The 16689-nt window shown below is 52.9% G+C and carries 15 protein-coding genes and 1 tRNA gene; 3 read left to right on the top strand and 13 right to left on the bottom strand.

Features of this window, described 5'->3' with window-relative positions:
* Window positions 1-6: 6 nt before the first annotated feature.
* The 5 genes from secD to ACSHSR_RS07455 form a co-directional block, all read right to left on the bottom strand.
* Entirely contained in the window at window positions 7-1857 is a 1851-nt protein-coding gene (gene secD, locus ACSHSR_RS07475; RefSeq protein WP_044734800.1) for a protein translocase subunit SecD, read from the bottom strand.
* A gap of 17 nt (window positions 1858-1874) precedes the next feature.
* A complete protein-coding gene (gene yajC, locus ACSHSR_RS07470) occupies window positions 1875-2207 on the bottom strand; it encodes a preprotein translocase subunit YajC (protein WP_025011473.1) in 333 nt (110 codons plus the stop codon).
* A 28-nt stretch (window positions 2208-2235) separates the two neighbouring features.
* The gene (gene tgt / locus ACSHSR_RS07465) at window positions 2236-3360 is read right to left on the bottom strand and encodes a tRNA guanosine(34) transglycosylase Tgt (RefSeq protein ID WP_028781041.1); all 1125 of its coding nucleotides are present in this window, start codon (window positions 3358-3360) and stop codon (window positions 2236-2238) included.
* Window positions 3361-3509: 149 nt separating this feature from the next.
* A complete protein-coding gene (queA, locus tag ACSHSR_RS07460; protein WP_208141902.1) occupies window positions 3510-4547 on the bottom strand; it encodes a tRNA preQ1(34) S-adenosylmethionine ribosyltransferase-isomerase QueA in 1038 nt (345 codons plus the stop codon).
* A gap of 58 nt (window positions 4548-4605) precedes the next feature.
* Window positions 4606-4767 carry a hypothetical protein gene (locus tag ACSHSR_RS07455; protein ID WP_156019312.1) on the bottom strand — a complete coding sequence of 54 codons (162 nt, stop codon included), beginning with the start codon at window positions 4765-4767 and terminating at the stop codon, window positions 4606-4608.
* A 146-nt stretch (window positions 4768-4913) separates the two neighbouring features.
* On the opposite strand from ACSHSR_RS07455, the gene ACSHSR_RS07450 reads away from it, so the two are divergent.
* Both ACSHSR_RS07450 and ACSHSR_RS07445 read left to right on the top strand, forming a co-directional pair.
* Window positions 4914-5507, top strand: coding sequence for an acyl carrier protein phosphodiesterase (locus ACSHSR_RS07450; protein WP_286995619.1), 594 nt, complete (start codon window positions 4914-4916; stop codon window positions 5505-5507).
* A gap of 99 nt (window positions 5508-5606) precedes the next feature.
* Window positions 5607-6260, top strand: coding sequence for an RluA family pseudouridine synthase (locus ACSHSR_RS07445; RefSeq protein ID WP_219160933.1), 654 nt, complete (start codon window positions 5607-5609; stop codon window positions 6258-6260).
* Window positions 6261-6357: 97 nt separating this feature from the next.
* On the opposite strand, the gene ACSHSR_RS07440 is transcribed toward ACSHSR_RS07445, so the two are convergent.
* From ACSHSR_RS07440 to ACSHSR_RS07410, 7 genes are all read right to left on the bottom strand, one after another.
* On the bottom strand, window positions 6358-6693 hold the full coding sequence (locus ACSHSR_RS07440) for a hypothetical protein (protein ID WP_243756786.1): 336 nt from the start codon (window positions 6691-6693) through the stop codon (window positions 6358-6360).
* Window positions 6694-7332: 639 nt separating this feature from the next.
* Complete coding sequence (gene sstT, locus ACSHSR_RS07435) at window positions 7333-8553, bottom strand: serine/threonine transporter SstT (RefSeq protein WP_025012087.1); 1221 nt, start codon at window positions 8551-8553, stop codon at window positions 7333-7335.
* Window positions 8554-8694: 141 nt separating this feature from the next.
* A complete protein-coding gene (locus tag ACSHSR_RS07430; protein ID WP_028781045.1) occupies window positions 8695-9591 on the bottom strand; it encodes a chemotaxis protein in 897 nt (298 codons plus the stop codon).
* Window positions 9592-9666: 75 nt separating this feature from the next.
* The gene (locus tag ACSHSR_RS07425) at window positions 9667-11184 is read right to left on the bottom strand and encodes a phospholipase D family protein (RefSeq protein WP_145838956.1); all 1518 of its coding nucleotides are present in this window, start codon (window positions 11182-11184) and stop codon (window positions 9667-9669) included.
* Window positions 11185-11268: 84 nt separating this feature from the next.
* The gene (locus ACSHSR_RS07420) at window positions 11269-11730 is read right to left on the bottom strand and encodes a dual specificity protein phosphatase family protein (protein ID WP_025889437.1); all 462 of its coding nucleotides are present in this window, start codon (window positions 11728-11730) and stop codon (window positions 11269-11271) included.
* An 87-nt stretch (window positions 11731-11817) separates the two neighbouring features.
* The gene (locus ACSHSR_RS07415) at window positions 11818-12387 is read right to left on the bottom strand and encodes a methylated-DNA--[protein]-cysteine S-methyltransferase (protein ID WP_082050215.1); all 570 of its coding nucleotides are present in this window, start codon (window positions 12385-12387) and stop codon (window positions 11818-11820) included.
* A 106-nt stretch (window positions 12388-12493) separates the two neighbouring features.
* Entirely contained in the window at window positions 12494-14107 is a 1614-nt protein-coding gene (locus ACSHSR_RS07410) for a DNA-3-methyladenine glycosylase 2 family protein (RefSeq protein WP_479631384.1), read from the bottom strand.
* Between the two features lie 278 nt (window positions 14108-14385).
* Between ACSHSR_RS07410 and ACSHSR_RS07405 the strand changes: the two genes are divergently transcribed.
* On the top strand, window positions 14386-16215 hold the full coding sequence (locus ACSHSR_RS07405; RefSeq protein WP_039033819.1) for an ABC transporter ATP-binding protein: 1830 nt from the start codon (window positions 14386-14388) through the stop codon (window positions 16213-16215).
* A 390-nt stretch (window positions 16216-16605) separates the two neighbouring features.
* Here the strand turns inward: ACSHSR_RS07405 and ACSHSR_RS07400 are convergent.
* A tRNA-Ala gene (locus tag ACSHSR_RS07400) sits at window positions 16606-16681 on the bottom strand.
* Window positions 16682-16689 lie beyond the last annotated feature (8 nt).

Below are 16689 nucleotides of genomic sequence, written 5' to 3'. Positions count from 1 at the left end.
GCTTCCTCAGATCGACAGTTTCTTCACGCGCTTGCCGCCCCACATGGCGTTTACAATCGCCCGGGTGCCGACAATAGCGGTAAACATGGATGTCGCGATACCTATCATCAGGGTCACGGCGAAGCCTTTGATGGCGCCGCTGCCCACTGCAAACAGGATAAGTGCGGTGATGAAGGTGGTAATGTTGGCATCGGCAATGGTGGAGAACGCGTTGCCATAACCTTCATGAATAGCCTGCTGAACACTGCGACCTGCGCGAAGCTCCTCACGGATACGCTCATAGATAAGCACGTTGCCATCCACCGCCATACCCACGGTCAGCACCATACCGGCGATACCCGGCAGAGTCAGCACTGCGCCCGGGATCATCGACATCACACCAACAACCATGATCAGGTTGGCACACAGCGCCAGGTTGGCAATAACACCAAAGGCGCGGTAGTAGATCAGCATGAAGATCAATACCACTGCCATACCCCAGAGCATCGCCTGCATCCCATTTTCAATGTTTTCGGCACCCAGGCTTGGGCCTATGGTGCGTTCTTCCACTATGGATACAGGTGCAATCAGCGCGCCGGCACGCAGCAGCAGCGCCAGGTTCTGGGCTTCACCATGAGATAGACCCGTGATAACAAAGTTACGGCCGAGGCGAGCCTGAATGGTTGCGACAGAGATCACTTCCTCTATCTTATCCATCTTCACGCTGCCGTCAGGGTTACGCTTGCCGCTGTCCTTATACTCGATGAACAGAGTCGCCATCGGTTTGCCGATGTTGTCCTTGGTCACGTTGGAGAAGATACTGCCGCCCTTGGCGTCCAGGCTGATACTCACCTGAGGCCGGCTGTATTGGTCGAAGCTTGGCTGAGCGCCGGTAATATGATCACCGGTCAGCATCACCTCTTTCTTCAATACGGCAATACCGCCTTCACGACGAGGATACACCTCGGAACCGGGTGGTACCCGTCCCGATTGCGCCGCGTTCATGTCGGCTTTCTCATCGACCATATGGAATTCAATGGAAGCGGTCGCCCCGAGGATCTCTTTGGCGCGAGCCGTATCCTGTACCCCAGGCAGTTCTACGATAATGCGCTCGGCGCCTTGACGTTGTACTACGGGTTCAGCAACCCCAAGTTCGTTCACCCGGTTACGAATAGTGGTGATGTTCTGCGACAGAGCGTCTTCTTTCACCTGCTTGAGGTAGACTTCGCTCATGGTGGCCATCAGGGCAAAGTTGCTGCCCTCGCTGGCATCGCTGAATACCATATCGTTGGAGCGACTCTTCAGGAAACTCTCGGCCTTGGCCAGGTTCTCGGCATCGCGGAACTTGATCTCAATACCTTTGGCCGTAGCCTTGACACCCGAGTAGCGGATCCCCTCTTCCCGCAGCTGACTGCGGAAATCGGCGATCTTGGCTTCTTCCATCTTGCGAATGGCTTCGCCCATGTCCACTTCCATCAGGAAGTGCACACCACCACGAAGGTCAAGACCCAGTTTCATCGGTGAACCACCGAGAGACTCGAGCCAAGCCGGTGTCGCCGGTGCCAGGTTCAACGCCACGCTGAACTTGTCACCCAAGGCTTCGGCTATCGCTTCTTTGGCCAACAACTGCTGTTCGGCATTGTTGACTCTGACGAGTAACTGACCGTTTTCCAACTCGGAACGCTTGACACCTATCCCCTTGCTTTGCAGCAAGTCGTTAACCTGTGTCTGGGTAGTGACAGTCACATCCGCACCGCGGGTGCCCACCACTTGTACCGCGTGATCCTCACCAAAGAGGTTAGGTACGGCATAGAAAGCCCCGATGGCGATGATAATCACCACCATCAGGTTCTTCCATAAAGGATACTTATTTAACACGCCTCAGCCCCCTTGGCTTATAGCGACTGGATAGAGCCTTTTGGCAATACCGCCGCGATATAATCTTTTTTGATGGTGATCTGGGTGCTGTCGTTCAGGCTCAGCAGAACATAATCATTCTCGTCGCTGATCTTGGCAATTTTGCCTATGATACCACCGCTGGTCAGGACTTCGTCGCCCTTACCCAGGGACGCCATCAGATTTTTGTGCTCTTTAACACGCTTGGACTGAGGACGGAAGATCATGAAATAGAAGATCAGACCGAAGATCACCAGCATGAACACCAATTCCATGGTACCGCCAGACTGAGGAGCACCGGCCGCACTAGCGTAAGCATTTGAAATAAACATATTTTTCTCTTCTTATCAGCAAATAAAATCAATCCACCAATTCAGGTACTTCACGGCCTTGACGACCATAGAAGTCCTTCACAAAGGCGTCTAATGTACCTGTCTCAATGGCGCCGCGCAAACCTTCCATTAACCTTTGGTAGTAACGCAGGTTATGTATGGTATTGAGACGGGCCCCGAGAATTTCATTACAGCGGTCCAGATGGTACAGATACGCCCGTGAGTAGTTCTTACAGGTGTAGCAGTCACATTCCGGATCCAGCGGTGATGTGTCGTCACGATGCCGCGCGTTGCGGATCTTGATAACACCTTCTGTGACAAACAGGTGGCCGTTGCGGGCATTACGGGTTGGCATCACACAGTCAAACATGTCGATACCGCGACGTACGCCTTCAACCAGATCCTCCGGTTTGCCTACCCCCATCAAATAACGGGGCTTGTCTGTTGGGATCTGCGGGCAAACATGCTCCAGTACTCTGTGCATGTCCGCCTTGGGTTCCCCTACAGCCAAGCCGCCGACGGCATAGCCGTCAAAACCTATTTCCAACAAGCCTTTGAGGCTTTCATCACGCAGATCTTCATAGACACTGCCCTGAATAATCCCGAACAGTGAGTTGGGGTTTTCCAGGCGGTCGAACTCATCCCGTGAACGTTTTGCCCAGCGCAGTGACATCTGCATCGACTTGCGGGCTTCGTCATGAGTGGCCGGATACGGCGTGCACTCATCGAAAATCATCACCACATCCGAGCCGAGCGAATATTGGATCTGCATCGACTTCTCGGCATCCATGAAAATCTTTTCGCCGTTAATGGGCGAGCGGAAATGCACCCCTTCTTCGGTGATCTTGCGGATATCACCGAGACTGAAAACCTGGAAACCACCCGAGTCGGTAAGAATCGGCCGTTGCCAGTTCATGAAATCGTGCAGGTCACCATGCTTACGCATGATCTCTTCACCTGGGCGCAGCCAGAGGTGGAAAGTGTTCCCAAGCAGAATATCGGCTCCGGTGGCGCGCACTTCTTCCGGAGTCATCCCCTTCACAGTGCCGTAAGTTCCAACCGGCATAAAAGCCGGGGTTTCGACAGTGCCACGGTCAAAAATCAATCGGCCCCGGCGTGCGCGGCCATCAGTTGTATCCAATTCAAATTTCATGATTTACCTCGTCAGAGAAACAGTCTGACCTTAATTACGCGGACTTAGGCCGCAGCGTATAGACAACAGAGGGTCAAAAAGGCAAAAGGTTCACCCTTAAGACAAAATACCCGCTCATTGAGGCGGGTATTTTAAAACAAAAGTCATAATCAGTGAGCTTTTTTAGTCACAAACATGGCATCACCGTAACTGAAAAAGCGGTATTTTTCGGCAATCGCGTGCCGATAGGCGTTCATCACCTCATCAAAGCCGGCAAAAGCACTGACCAACATGATGAGAGTCGACTCCGGCAGGTGGAAATTGGTAACCATGGCATCCACTACCTGAAACTCATATCCGGGATAGATGAAAATATCTGTATCCCCTTTGAAGGCCTGCAGTTCGCCTTCACTGGCGCGGGCTGCGCTCTCGAGCGAGCGCACCGAAGTGGTGCCAACCGCGATCACCCGTTTCCCTGCCGCCTTGGTGTTGTGGATTTTTGTCACCACCTCGGCCGGCACTTCGGCCCACTCAGAATGCATCTTGTGTTCCAGTACGTTATCGACCCTCACCGGCTGAAAAGTACCGGCGCCAACATGCAGGGTCACAAAGGCAATATCCACGCCTTTGGCTTTCAGCTCGGCCAACATACTGTCATCAAAGTGCAAACCGGCTGTCGGCGCCGCAACCGCACCCGGGGTTTGGTTATAAACTGTCTGATAGCGCTCTTTGTCGGCATCTTCATCGGGACGGTCTATATAGGGTGGCAACGGCATATGGCCTACCTGCTCAAGCACTTCGAGCACACTCGGACCGGATACCAGTTCAAGTTCAAACAGCGCATCGTGACGCGCTATCATCAACATCTTGAAGCCGCCATCGAGTAAAATTTCACTGCCTTCTTTCGGCGACTTGGAGCTGCGCACATGGGCAAGCACCCGCTTATCATCCAGCATCCGCTCCACCAGGATTTCCAGCTTACCGCCGGTTGCCTTCTGCCCGAACAGGCGCGCCGGAATAACCCGGGTATTGTTGAATACCATGAGATCGCCTGGCTGAACCAGGTTCAACAATTCGGTGAAGCGGCAGTCGCTAAGGGCCCCGCTGTTACCATCCAGAGTCAATAATCTGGACGCACTGCGTTTCTCCATAGGGAACTTGGCAATCAGTTCCTCTGGAAGATCGAAAGAAAAGTCTGCTACACGCATGAATGGGCCTCGGCTTAGCTGGAAACGGCGGCTAGTCTAGGGATTTGAGGCGTTAAGATCAAGGCTCCAGCGGTTCGTTTGCCGTTTCGGCAATGGGCTTGTTGTCATCGAAGGGCTCGCGCCGATATTCGAGTTGCTCGAATGGAATGTCCACCTCGACCCTGCGTCTCTGGGGCCGGGGCGTTTTGTTGATAAGTTTATTGAACCAGTCCCACATCATCCTTGATCCTCTGCGTCACCGAACGCTAAGCGTAGCATCTTATTTCACTGAGCAAAAAGAGAACATTCATCGAGGCGCCAGAGACTGTTTTCATTTGCCGGCTTGTCATGGTAACTTGAGGGCGAATTCGACACCCAGTAGCCAATATGAACTTCCTTGCACACCTGCATCTGGCCGATATCAGCCAAACCTCTCTCGGCGCCAATCTCGCCGGCGACTTTGCCAAAGGCAATATCCAACAGTTTCCCAAACATTTGCAACAAGGGCTCTGGCTCCACAGACAGATAGACAAGTTGACCGATAGCCACGAGTTAACCCGCGAGTTAGTGCGTACTTTCCCCAAGCCACTTGCCAGAGTGGCGCCTGTACTGATGGATTTGGCCTTTGACCATATGCTGGCCAAATACTGGGAGGAATATCATCATCAACCTTTGGCCACCTTTTGCAACAAGGCCTACGAGAGCCTAAGGCAAACCCCCTCCCTACCCAAAGGCTTAACCCAATTGGCACCTGTGATGGAGCAGCAGAATTGGCTATTGAGTTATCAAAGCCGTCAGGGGCTCAACAGTGCAGTGACAGGCGTGAGTCGCCGCCTTTCAAAGCCGGAACTGTTCAACGGTGCCCAACAGGCGCTGCAAAAACTCGATACCGAAATCGAAATCGCCTTTCGAACCTTTTACCCGCAATTGATGGCTTACAGCCGGATATGGGCCAGAAAGACTCCGGCTGAATTTCTCTGATATAAACCAAACCCCAAGGGCCGCTTTGGTTGACGCCACAAAGCCACTTTTGCCGGCCTCGTGGCTTTGTTAGAATTACGCCTTCACGAAGGAGAGTTCATGCAAGTTTTTGAGTACCGCCCACCGGCCCTGCCCTGGCTCGATATCCGCTATCTGGATCGCGATATTATCATCATCAACAAACCAGCCGGGCTGTTGTCCAACCCTGGTCGCGCCGCCGTAACCCATGACTGCGCCCTCACCCGCTTACAGCGCCTGTATCCGGAAACCATATTGGTACACAGGCTGGACTGCGCCACCTCAGGGATCATGGTTTTCGCCCGCAACAAAGCCGCCGAGTCCAGTCTCAAGACTCAGTTTCAGGAGCGGCAAAACGATAAGCTGTATGTCGCCGAGGTAGCGGGACATCTCGAACAGCCAGCCGGTGTCATTGACTTACCTCTGGCTGCGGATAAGGCCAACCCACCTCTGCAGCTAGTCTCGGAGCAAGGTAAGAGAGCGGTCACTCACTATAAGGTGCTTGAGCAGCGCGAAGATTCCAGCCTGGTGGCATTGCAACCGGAAACAGGCCGGACTCATCAGCTCAGAGTCCACATGCTCGCATTGGGGCATCCCATTTTAGGGGATGATTTTTACGGTGGCAGTGAAATTGAAAACGCCCGGCCGCGGCTCTGCTTGCATGCTGCCAGCCTGGCATTTTGCCACCCTTACTCGGGCGCCGAGATGCACTTTGTCAGCCTGTCACCTTTCTGACCCTTACAAGGCTTGATAAAGAAAGCCTTAGAAAAAACAGCTAAAGAAAACGCCCGCTAAGCGGGCGTTTTCTTTTCAAGACTTAGTCAAACTGCTATCAGGCACTCATCACAGATTTGGGTTCCAGACTGAAGCTATCACCTCCTTCGGTGCAAAACTGCAGCTTGCCCTCTGCGGTTAAAATAAAGTACTCACCAAACAGGTTACCACCCATATCTTCCAGACATAAACCGGCATTGATCTGTTTGGACTTCATCTCATCCACGCTGTGGCAACCATCGCTGAACCAGGTTTCCAAAAACAGCTTGCCACCTTCACGATACAAGGTCAGTTCTTCACCACTGCCGGGGCGACTATCCTGCCAACAACCAAGAAATTCTCGCTGTTGTTCGTTCTGTCGGTGCAGACGCTTGCGCTTTTCTACTCCAGACATATCCATACCCTTAAACCATGTCAGCCCAGCCTCTTTGGCTGACCCCAAATGCATGACATTAAGCATAGAACTCATAGTGCCCCTTTACCCGGTCAAAAGTAACAGAAAAGTGAAAAATTTGATTCCAAATCATTAAAAACCAATAAGTTAGAATGAAATCTCTCGAATGTGCGCAGTGTAGCCCAGTGAGAAAATAAAAGTGTGATCAAGATCACTTATTGCGGCTAATTTAAGCAATTTATGAAATGACTCACACAATGCCCTTCCCGTCGGCCGTTTAAACGGTCACACCATGGCAAATGGGGGCCAAAAACAAAGGGCGGCCCCGAGGCCGCCCTTTATCTTCAACAATGTTTCTTAGGGAAGGTGCGAATAAGTCCTCGTGGCCTTCTCTTTTGTAGAGAGTGGCTTGCACAGCAATTGGCGTCCAAGGCATCTGACTGAAGGCATGCCGGGGCCTGTCGAAGTCGGATAACGCAGAGAGCCTGTTGCTGTGAAAGCCCCGAGGGGCGTGGCTTACAAGCCTGCCTGCTGTGTTGTGCTTCTTGCAAAGGACTAGGGCCATTTGCTGCGAACCACGCCTTGCATCCAGGCCCGTAAGTCGACGCAGAGCACACATGGGGCTTGTTCGCACCTTCCTTAGCTTAGCTTGCGCTCTTCGGCCTGGCAGACTGCCGCGGTAAACAACACATCAGTGGAAGAGTTCAGCGCAGTTTCGGCCGCATCCTGAATGACCCCAATAACAAAGCCAACAGCCACCACCTGAATGGCGATGCTGTCGCTGATGCCAAACAAGCTACAAGCCAGAGGGATCAGCAGCAGTGAACCACCTGCCACCCCGGAGGCACCACAAGCCGACACAGCGGCCACCAAGCTCAACAGCAAAGCGGTAGGCAAGTCGACACTGGTGCCTGTGGTATGCACAGCTGCCAGGGTCAGTACGGTAATGGTAATTGCCGCGCCGCCCATGTTGATAGTGGCCCCCAGAGGAATAGAAACCGAATAGGTGTCTTTATGCAGTTTGAGACGCTCACACAAGGCCATGTTCACCGGAATATTGGCGGCGCTCGAACGGGTAAAGAAGGCGGTTACGCCGCTCTCTCTCAGACAAGCGAACACCAGCGGGTAAGGATTGCGTCTTGTCTTGTAGAACACCAAGAGCGGATTCACGACCAGGGCTATGATAGCCATGCTTCCCAGCAAGACGCCTAGCAGACGGCCATAATTGTACACTTCCTCAAAACCGCTCTCGGCAAAGGTCACGGCCACCAGACCGAAAATGCCTATCGGCGCCAAGCGGATAATAAAGCGCACCATCTGTGAGATCCCATGACTGACATCGGCAAATACCTGTTTGGTCGAATCACTGGAATGATGCAGTGCCAATCCAAGACCAATACCCCAAGCCAGAATACCGATATAGTTGGCATTCATCAGAGCATTGACTGGGTTGTCGACCAATTTGAACAACAGAGTATTGAGAACTTCCAGAATACCTTGCGGCGGCGACAGTAACTGTTCAGGCGCCCTGAGCTTGAGTGTGGTGGGAAACATAAAGCTCATTACCACAGCTGTAAGTGCCGAGGCAAAAGTACCGAACAGGTACAAGGCGATAATTGGCCGCATATTGCTCTTGGTATTTTTCTTTTGATTGGCAATCGATGCCGCCACCAGCAGAAATACCAGGATCGGCGCTATCGCCTTAAGCGCGCCGACAAAAAGATCTCCAAGGAAAGAAACGCTCTTTGCCCATTCCGGAGCAAAGTGTGCGAGCCCCATGCCCGCGATGATCCCCAAAAGGATTTGCAGTACAAGACTGCTCTTGGCCAATCGGGCCAAAAGTAAAGAAGATTGGTTCATTGCCTGACCTGTCGTTATTATCTTTCTGGCACCAGTGCCACAGGAGTTACGTTTTTAGCGGATGAAACCGCTAATGTCTAGCTTTGAAGCCTATTTGTGTCGTCTGGATAACCCTGAGCACGCATTTTGGCAACAGCGATGTCATTTTTGACTATCTTGTGCAATTTGGGCGCCTCTGAGCATAGCTTCGATGAGTTCATGGGCATCGAACTTGGTGAGGGCTTCGTTGGCACCTACCTGGTGCGCCTGGCTGACACTGATCTCACTGGAAAGCGAGGTATGCAGAATAATATAAGCTCCGGCGAGTGCCGGTTTGTCTCTCACCTCAAAGGCGAGTTCATAACCATCAAGACCCGGCATTTCGATGTCGCTCACCAGGAGATCCACAGGGCGTTTTTCGGCCGCGGCCTTTTCCATGATGGCCAAAGCCTGAGCACCGTTTGAGGTGACTTCATAGGGGATATTTATGGAATCCAGCGCATCGGACAGTTGCTTTCTGGCCACCTTGGAGTCGTCCACCAGCAAGATCCGCAGCGGTTTCAATCTTTCCCTTTGCACATCGGTCAGCATGGCCACACTCTGGGCCGCAATCGGGAAAATCTTCGACAGCAGCAACTCAACATCCAGCAGTTGTACCAGCTTATTGTCGTAACGGGTCACTCCGGTCAGATAGGCATTGCGTCCCAGGTTATCCGGCGGTGATTCAATATCTCGCCAGTTACATTCGAGGATCTTGTCTATGCCGCGAACCAGAAAGCCTATCTCCATCCGCTGACAATCTGTGATGATGATAAAACAGCTCTTGCGCTCCTCTGCGGTGACCGGGCGATAACCAACGGCCGCCGCCATATCCACTACGGGAATAGTGTGTCCTCTGAAGTTTACCGCACCCATCACAGCTGAATGAGATTGGGGGATCTGGTTTAGAGGCATATAAGGTACCAACTCACGGATCTTCAAGGTGCCGATGGCAAACAGCTGGCTTGCCGACAGATGAAACAGCAGCAGTCCCTGAGATTGATTGGCCTTACTCTTCATAACAACACCATAACAGACAATAAGTTAAACGCTTCAGGATAACACAGGCTTGAACCTATGGTGGCCTACTGCAGTTCACAATTGCGACTCAATAGGCAAAAGGCTGAGGATATCGGCACTGAGACGGCGCCAGAAACCGGCGGCAGGCTCATTATAGAACACCTCTTGTTTGGCATCGTCGTGCCACACCAGCTCATCCTCCTCCAGCGCCAATCGGTAAGCATTGCGCAGCAAGGCGCCGCCCAGTTGCCGCTGCATGTGTTCGGCAAGCTTGGGCTGATGTAGCAGAATTCCCATTTCAGTATTGATCCAGGCAGAGCGGGGATCAAAATTGAACGAGCCGACGAACACATCTTTATCGTCCAGCACAAAAGTTTTGGCATGTAGACTGGTGCGTGAGCTGCCGCGCCATGAAGAAGGCTTATGGTCAGGGTCGGCCTTGACTTCATAGAGGCTGACACCGGCTTCCAGCAATTGCCTACGATACTTCTTGTAGCCGGCATGCACGGCCACTACATCTGTGGCTGCCAGGCTATTGGTCACCACAGTAACCTCAATGCCATTTGCTACCGCCTGTGCCAGGGCATCGGCCCCTTTGGCGGTGGGCACAAAATAGGGCGAGATGATTAGTATGTTGTTTTCAACCTGGGACAGAAAACGACCGATATCGGCCAGCATCCAACTCTCGGGCTCGGCGCTGCGCAGCTTATCGGGCGGGTCAAACAACACCTTGGCTTCGCCCCAATACCAGTCGAGTTGCTGCTGCTCCATGTTGGTTATCAACTGGCTCTGCAACAGGCGCTGATAATAGGGGTGATCCTGCATCGCCTGCTGCTCCAGCCGCATCTTGGCATCGGCCTGCAGCAGTTTTTCCCGGGTCAGACGCTTGGGCAGCAGCTGCTCAAGTGGAATGGTCAGCGGCGCATTCCAGTAAAGATCAAACTGATCAGAGATAGCCGGTACGGCTTTCCCTATGGCGAGCAAGTCAAAGTCACCGAACTCCAGTTCATCGTTGGCAGAAAAGTACTCATTGCCTATGTTGCGCCCTCCCACCACAGAAACCATGTTGTCCACCGTCAGCGACTTATTGTGCATTCTGTGGTTCAAGCGGGCGAAACTGAACAGCCAAGACAAGCCTCTGAAGGTGCGGGAATATACCGGGTTATAGAGGCGAACCTGAATATTGGGATGATGATTCAAGGCCGCCAGTCCGGATTCGAGCGGCGCACTCGTGGTGTCATCCAGTAGCAGCCTTACCCGCACGCCGCGCTCGGCGGCTTCCAACAGTTGCCACACCAAGGTTTTGCCGGTTTCATCGGCCCGATAAATGTAGTACTGCAGATCGATACTGCTCTGGGCACTGCGGATAAGCGCCAACCTGGCAATAAAGGCATCGACACCTTCGGCCAACGGCAGCACACCCGTCTGCGATGGGTGGACAGACAATTGAGGTTCCAGATAATCCAGCAAGACAGAACTCTCCGGCGTTGCCAGATAGCTGGAGTCGCTGTAAGCGGGATCCCGTGTCGGTGCCGAGCTACAGGCGCTCAGCAAGGACAAGAGGATCAACAGTATTCCAAACTGTGGCAACATTTTGAATATTCTTCGAAATAGTGAAGAGTATTCAAGCATTAATTCGTTCCGGGATCCAGCATTCCCGCCTCCAGCTCTGGCTTGCTATTCCTGTAAAGCATAGAGCACATCGAACACAAACTGGTCCCAGCCATGGGATTCAAAGGCAGCATCGGCCACCGCTCGAATACGGGCAACCGCATGCAGCGGTGCCACACCATGTTCCATCAGATAGTAGGCCAGCAACAAACAGGTACGGTTTTGCCCCGACTCGCAATGAACCAGTACCCCTAGCCCGGCTGCGCGCTGACGCTTGATAAAGTCGAGCGCCTTGGGTAACTGCTCGACACAGAGCCGTAAATCGGCATCCAGCGGGGTTTCTCCACTCGGCAAAGGGATACAGGCAAACTCAAATGGCGACTGAGGCCAATCAGCCGCCACATTTTCAGCCAGGGAAAGAATGGCACCTATCCCGGAGCGCTGCAGCTCATCGAGATCCCAGTTCTGGCCTGCTGGGCCCCGGCTTCCTGCCAACTCTCCCTCTTCCAGCCAAAAGAGTGGTTGCATCTGTGTTTTCCTCAGTAATACGCGACTTCAATCAGGCTTCAGAATACCTCAAATCGCCGGAGGATTTCGTTGATTTATGCCAAAAGATTAACTTGGACGACCTGCTTCCAAGTCAAGCAGTTGTTGCTTCATGGCCAGGCCCCAGGCATAGCCGGTCAACCTGCCATCCTTACCTATGACTCTGTGACAAGGCACGATGATCGCTATCGGGTTGGCACCATTGGCAGTGCCGACAGCGCGGACCGCTTTCGGGTTATCAATCTTTACGGCCAGCTCGCCGTAACTGGTAAAACTGCCGTATGGCAACCTCAGCAACGCCTGCCAAACGGCGCGTTGAAAGCGTGTCCCCTTGGGAGCCAACGGCAGCTCGAAGACCTGTCTGGCGCCGGCAAAATACTCCAAGAGCTGGCTCTTGGTCTGCGCCAATATCGCCTCAGCCCGCGCCTTTTGCGCCGCACTCGCGCTCGCCAGCGGGATCCGGCGCTCTCTGTCATCCCCCGTCAAAACCGACAGATGTGACAACCCATGGGGCCCCGCAGCAAGCCACAGCCTGCCCACAGCCGAATCCATGATAAGCTCCGCCACCGGCACCAATTCTGCTGCCGGCCACTCTTTACTCAGCGATACGGCCAAGCTCGGTTTATCTTGTGTATTCATAGGATTAATCCCTTGATTTTATGGCTTTTGAATAGGAGTTTGACCCTGATGCCTGTCACCTCTGCAACCCATCTCAGAGCTCTTCATTCATTGCTATTAATGGGTTCTATGCCGACTGCCAAAGTTGCAAAGTAAGATAACTGCCCCAGGGCGACGCCGCTTCAGTGACACCTTGCAGTAACGCTTGGTAATGGGCCGCACTTTTCTTGGCGTCACTCTTGTTGTCCATACTTTTCTTGTCAGCACTTTTCTTGCCTTTATGCTGACCAACTGCACCTTGTTTAGACGAATCCGGGTTAAGTTGAGCCAAGTTCCCGTTAACCTCGGTCGAGATTGTCGTTTCACCAAGCAGCGTGAGCAGACGTTTACGGATTATCAAATCGCCGCCGAGCAACACATCAGGATCCGACAACCCGCGCATTCTGGCGTAGGCTATGGTCCAGGGGCCAATCCCTTTCAAACTGAGCCAAGCCTCGGGCTCGGTATCACCATGCTCAAGCTGAAAACGCGCCAACTCAGCCAATGCCGTCTTTCTGCTTCCGGGCATTTTCAACTCGTCAAAGTCCGCCGCCAACATGCTTTCTGGCTCGGGAAAGAAGCTGATTTCGCGCCCGGCGATAACTCGCCTCTCACCTCTGGCTGCCACCAACTGCCCCAACAGTTTTGTGGCTTGGGTAACGCTGACCTGCTGGCCCAGAACAGCCCGCACCCCGGCTTCAAACAGAGAGCCTGCTGCCGGCAGCCTCAGCCCCGGCTCCCAACCAAAGGTGGAGTCTGCCAGTGTGATAGGTTGCAACACTTGCTCAACCTGCTGCATATCAGCGTCGAGATCCAATATCCTTCTTATCCGATTGACCAATACCGGCAACAAGCTAAGCTCGGAGCCCTCTTCCAATGCCAGGGTAACTGCGACTCTATTTTGCGAGGCCTGCAACTCGGCAAAAAACCAAGCTTTGAACCCGCCTTTGTCGCTGTTGAGTAACAGGCTGCGACCATAGCCCTGGCGGCCATTAAGTTCAAACCACTCCATTCCTGTTACCGCCCGCAGGCGATAAAAATCAAGTAGCGCTTGCCAGGCATAAGGCGGCCGGTAACTCAAAAAAAGTTGCAGCCTGTTACTGTCGTCCATTTGCGTATCAGCGCTACGTCTGAGTGCCGACGGGGTTAGCTGCAGCTGACTCTGAAACACTTCGTTGAAACGGCGAATACTCGTGTATCCCGCAGCCAAGGCCACTTGCGTGATAGGGAGCCGGGTTTGGTGCAGCAACTGCTTGGCAAACATCAATTGCTGAAACGCAGCGTATTGCTTGGGAGACAGGCCCAGCGCTTCGACAAACAGCTTGCGCAGATAACGACTGCTGATCCCGAGGCGCTGTGCCAAGTGCTCGACACCTTTCGCCGACTCGCCGCTCAAGGCGCCCTGCTCTATCAGGGTTACCGCCCGCTCCAGCGTGGTTCTCGTGCCTTTCCAGGCACAGGAGCCGGGCGCGCTTTCCGGCCGGCAACGCAAACAGGGGCGCAAACCTTGATTTGCCGCGGCGGCGGCCGAGAAAAAGTAATCGACATTTTCCTCTTTCGGCGCCACCGCCGGGCAGATAGGCCGGCAATAGATCCCCGTCGTCTTCACCCCGATAAAGAAGCGGCCATCAAACCTGGGATCGCGACTAAGTCTCGCCCGGCGACAGGTGTCGGTGCTGAGCTCGGTAAAAATCGTCATCATCTGTTTCGCTATCGTCTATAACCTGGATGCAGATTACCCCGCGAACACGGGGGAAACCAGCGGAAAACGGAACTGAACCCCGAGACCAAACCCAAACTATTGATCCGGAATAATAGCTGCCCTACAGATAAAAATTGGGTATGCTGGAACGGCTTGAATAAAAATCACTCCAGATCCGCAAGGCCCGATGTCTGCCCGCATAACCGGGCAAGAATCATTCTTTGCCAAGAGATAAATCGCCCATAACAGTTTGCCAAGAGAAGGCCATGATAAAGACGTTGTTTTCCCGCTTTGAACACTGGACGGATCCACTGCCGGATATAGAACCATCTCCGCCGCCCAAAGGGCTCTATGCTTTTTGCCGCCACTACACCAAAGGTTTCGAGCGACCGCTGATATTGATGTCAATATTGACCGCAATTCTGGCCATGCTGGAAGTGTCGCTGTTTGGCTTTATGGGGCAGTTGGTTGATTGGCTGGTAGACAAGGATCCACAAACCCTGCTGCAGGATGAAGGACTCAAGTTACTCGGCATGACCTTGCTGGTACTCGTGCTCTTGCCTGTACTCATCTTGCTGCACGCCTTGATTGTCTACCAAAGTCTGCTGGGCAACTATCCGATGGCTATCCGCTGGCTGGCGCACAAATACCTGTTGAAACAGAGTGTTTCCTTCTATCAGGACGACTTTGCCGGCCGCATTGCCACCAAGGTGATGCAAACCTCTCTGGCGGTGCGGGAAACCGTGATGAAACTCTTGGACGTGCTGGTCTACATAATGGTGTATTTCACCTCCATGTTGGTGATGATAGCCAGTGCCGATATGCGCTTGATGCTGCCCATGTTGGCATGGCTTGCCATCTATATCGGCCTGCAGTGGTATTTCGTGCCCAAGCTGAAAGCCGTGTCTACCGAGCAGGCCGATGCCCGCTCAACCATGACGGGTCGAATCGTCGACAGCTACACCAATATTGCCACGGTCAAACTCTTCTCCCACACCCAACAGGAAGCCGAATACGCTCAGTCGAGCATGAAAACCTTCCTGGATACCGTGCACCGGCAGATGCGTCTGGTCACCGGAATTAACGTCAGTGTGCAGCTGCTGAACTATTTCCTGGCCTTTAGCGTGGCAGCCGTATCCATCTGGCTCTGGAGCGACAGTGCCATCAGTGTCGGCGCCATAGCGATTGCCGTCAGCCTGGCTCTGCGCCTCAACGGCATGTCGCAATGGATAATGTGGGAAATCAGCTCACTGTTTGAAAATATAGGGACAGTGGCCGATGGTATGAGCACCCTGTCCAAACCCACCCGCATTCTGGATGCTGAAGACGCCAAAGCCATTTTGGTTGAGCAAGGGCAAATCGATTTCGATAAGGTCAGCTTTCACTATGGAGAACAGAGCGGCGTGCTGGAAGGCCTGGATTTACAGATCAAGCCAGGTGAAAAAGTCGGACTGGTGGGTCGCTCGGGTGCCGGTAAGTCCACCTTGGTCAATCTGCTGATGCGTTTTCATGATGTGGAAAAGGGAAAAATTCTGATAGATGGTCAGGATATCCGTAAAGTCACCCAGGATTCGCTGCGCTCACAGATAGGCATGGTGACTCAGGATACCTCCTTGCTGCACAGATCCATCAGAGAAAATATTCTTTATGGTCGTCCCGATGCCACGGAAGAGGAACTGGAGCAGGCTATCATTAAGGCCCAGGCCAGTGAGTTTATCGCCTCTTTGACAGATCCGTCGGGAAATACCGGGCTGGATGCCCAGGTGGGTGAACGGGGTGTCAAATTATCCGGCGGTCAAAGGCAGCGTATTGCCATCGCCAGAGTGCTATTGAAAGATGCGCCAATCCTGATCCTGGATGAAGCCACCTCGGCACTCGACTCGGAAGTGGAAGCGGCAATTCAGGAAAGCCTCTATCAACTGATGGAAGGAAAAACCGTTATCGCTATCGCTCACAGGCTATCAACCATAGCCGCTATGGATAGATTGATAGTGCTGGATCAGGGCAAAGTCGTCGAACAAGGCAGCCATCAGGAACTGATCCGCAGCAAAGGGATTTACGCCCAGCTGTGGGCCCACCAAACAGGCGGTTTTATTGGTGTAGACTAAAATATCTATATACCGCCCTGCTTTTCAGCATAGAACAACATTCCAGGAAGCCATCGCGGCTTCCTGTTTTTTAAGCCTTCCATGTAAAGAGACACTTACCTTGACTAACAGTGACTTGCTTACTCGAGTAGCGACTTTTTACTCAAGTAGTAACTCGGCGGGTATCCGGGCAAAACAATCTGGCGTATCGGTAGTGAAGCCTGAGCCTGATAAGAGCAGTTAATAAGATCTGCATTTTGGGGCCATGTCTCGATACATGGTTGGACCAATACTCTAACAATCAATCCATTCGGGGTTAGAGCGTGCTGTTTTGATAGGAAGCAAACGTTGAAGGACAGATAACAAAAAACCACCCTGAGGTGGTTAGTGTTTCTCTTGAAGGAGAATCTTTGGTGGAGCTAGACGGGATCGAACCGTCGACCTCTTGCATGCCATGCAAGCGCTCTCCCAGCTGAGCTATAGCCCCGAAATTCT

Source organism: Shewanella sp. VK101 (genome assembly GCF_056497865.1).
Note: the sequence above shows the minus strand (reverse complement) of the source record. Positions and strands in the feature narration are given on the sequence as shown.

What these genes read in the sequence shown, in the direction of transcription:
- tgt (WP_028781041.1), bottom strand. Translation starts at nt 3,360, where the DNA reads ATGAAATTTGAATTGGATACAACTGATGGCCGCGCACGCCGGGGCCGA.
- sstT (WP_025012087.1), bottom strand. Translation starts at nt 8,553, where the DNA reads ATGAACCAATCTTCTTTACTTTTGGCCCGATTGGCCAAGAGCAGTCTT.
- ACSHSR_RS07455 (WP_156019312.1), bottom strand. Translation starts at nt 4,767, where the DNA reads ATGATGTGGGACTGGTTCAATAAACTTATCAACAAAACGCCCCGGCCC.
- ACSHSR_RS07445 (WP_219160933.1), top strand. Translation starts at nt 5,607, where the DNA reads ATGCAAGTTTTTGAGTACCGCCCACCGGCCCTGCCCTGGCTCGATATC.
- ACSHSR_RS07425 (WP_145838956.1), bottom strand. Translation starts at nt 11,184, where the DNA reads ATGTTGCCACAGTTTGGAATACTGTTGATCCTCTTGTCCTTGCTGAGC.
- ACSHSR_RS07420 (WP_025889437.1), bottom strand. Translation starts at nt 11,730, where the DNA reads ATGCAACCACTCTTTTGGCTGGAAGAGGGAGAGTTGGCAGGAAGCCGG.
- ACSHSR_RS07415 (WP_082050215.1), bottom strand. Translation starts at nt 12,387, where the DNA reads ATGAATACACAAGATAAACCGAGCTTGGCCGTATCGCTGAGTAAAGAG.
- ACSHSR_RS07430 (WP_028781045.1), bottom strand. Translation starts at nt 9,591, where the DNA reads ATGAAGAGTAAGGCCAATCAATCTCAGGGACTGCTGCTGTTTCATCTG.
- queA (WP_208141902.1), bottom strand. Translation starts at nt 4,547, where the DNA reads ATGCGTGTAGCAGACTTTTCTTTCGATCTTCCAGAGGAACTGATTGCC.
- ACSHSR_RS07410 (WP_479631384.1), bottom strand. Translation starts at nt 14,107, where the DNA reads ATGATGACGATTTTTACCGAGCTCAGCACCGACACCTGTCGCCGGGCG.
- ACSHSR_RS07450 (WP_286995619.1), top strand. Translation starts at nt 4,914, where the DNA reads ATGAACTTCCTTGCACACCTGCATCTGGCCGATATCAGCCAAACCTCT.
- yajC (WP_025011473.1), bottom strand. Translation starts at nt 2,207, where the DNA reads ATGTTTATTTCAAATGCTTACGCTAGTGCGGCCGGTGCTCCTCAGTCT.
- ACSHSR_RS07440 (WP_243756786.1), bottom strand. Translation starts at nt 6,693, where the DNA reads ATGTCTGGAGTAGAAAAGCGCAAGCGTCTGCACCGACAGAACGAACAA.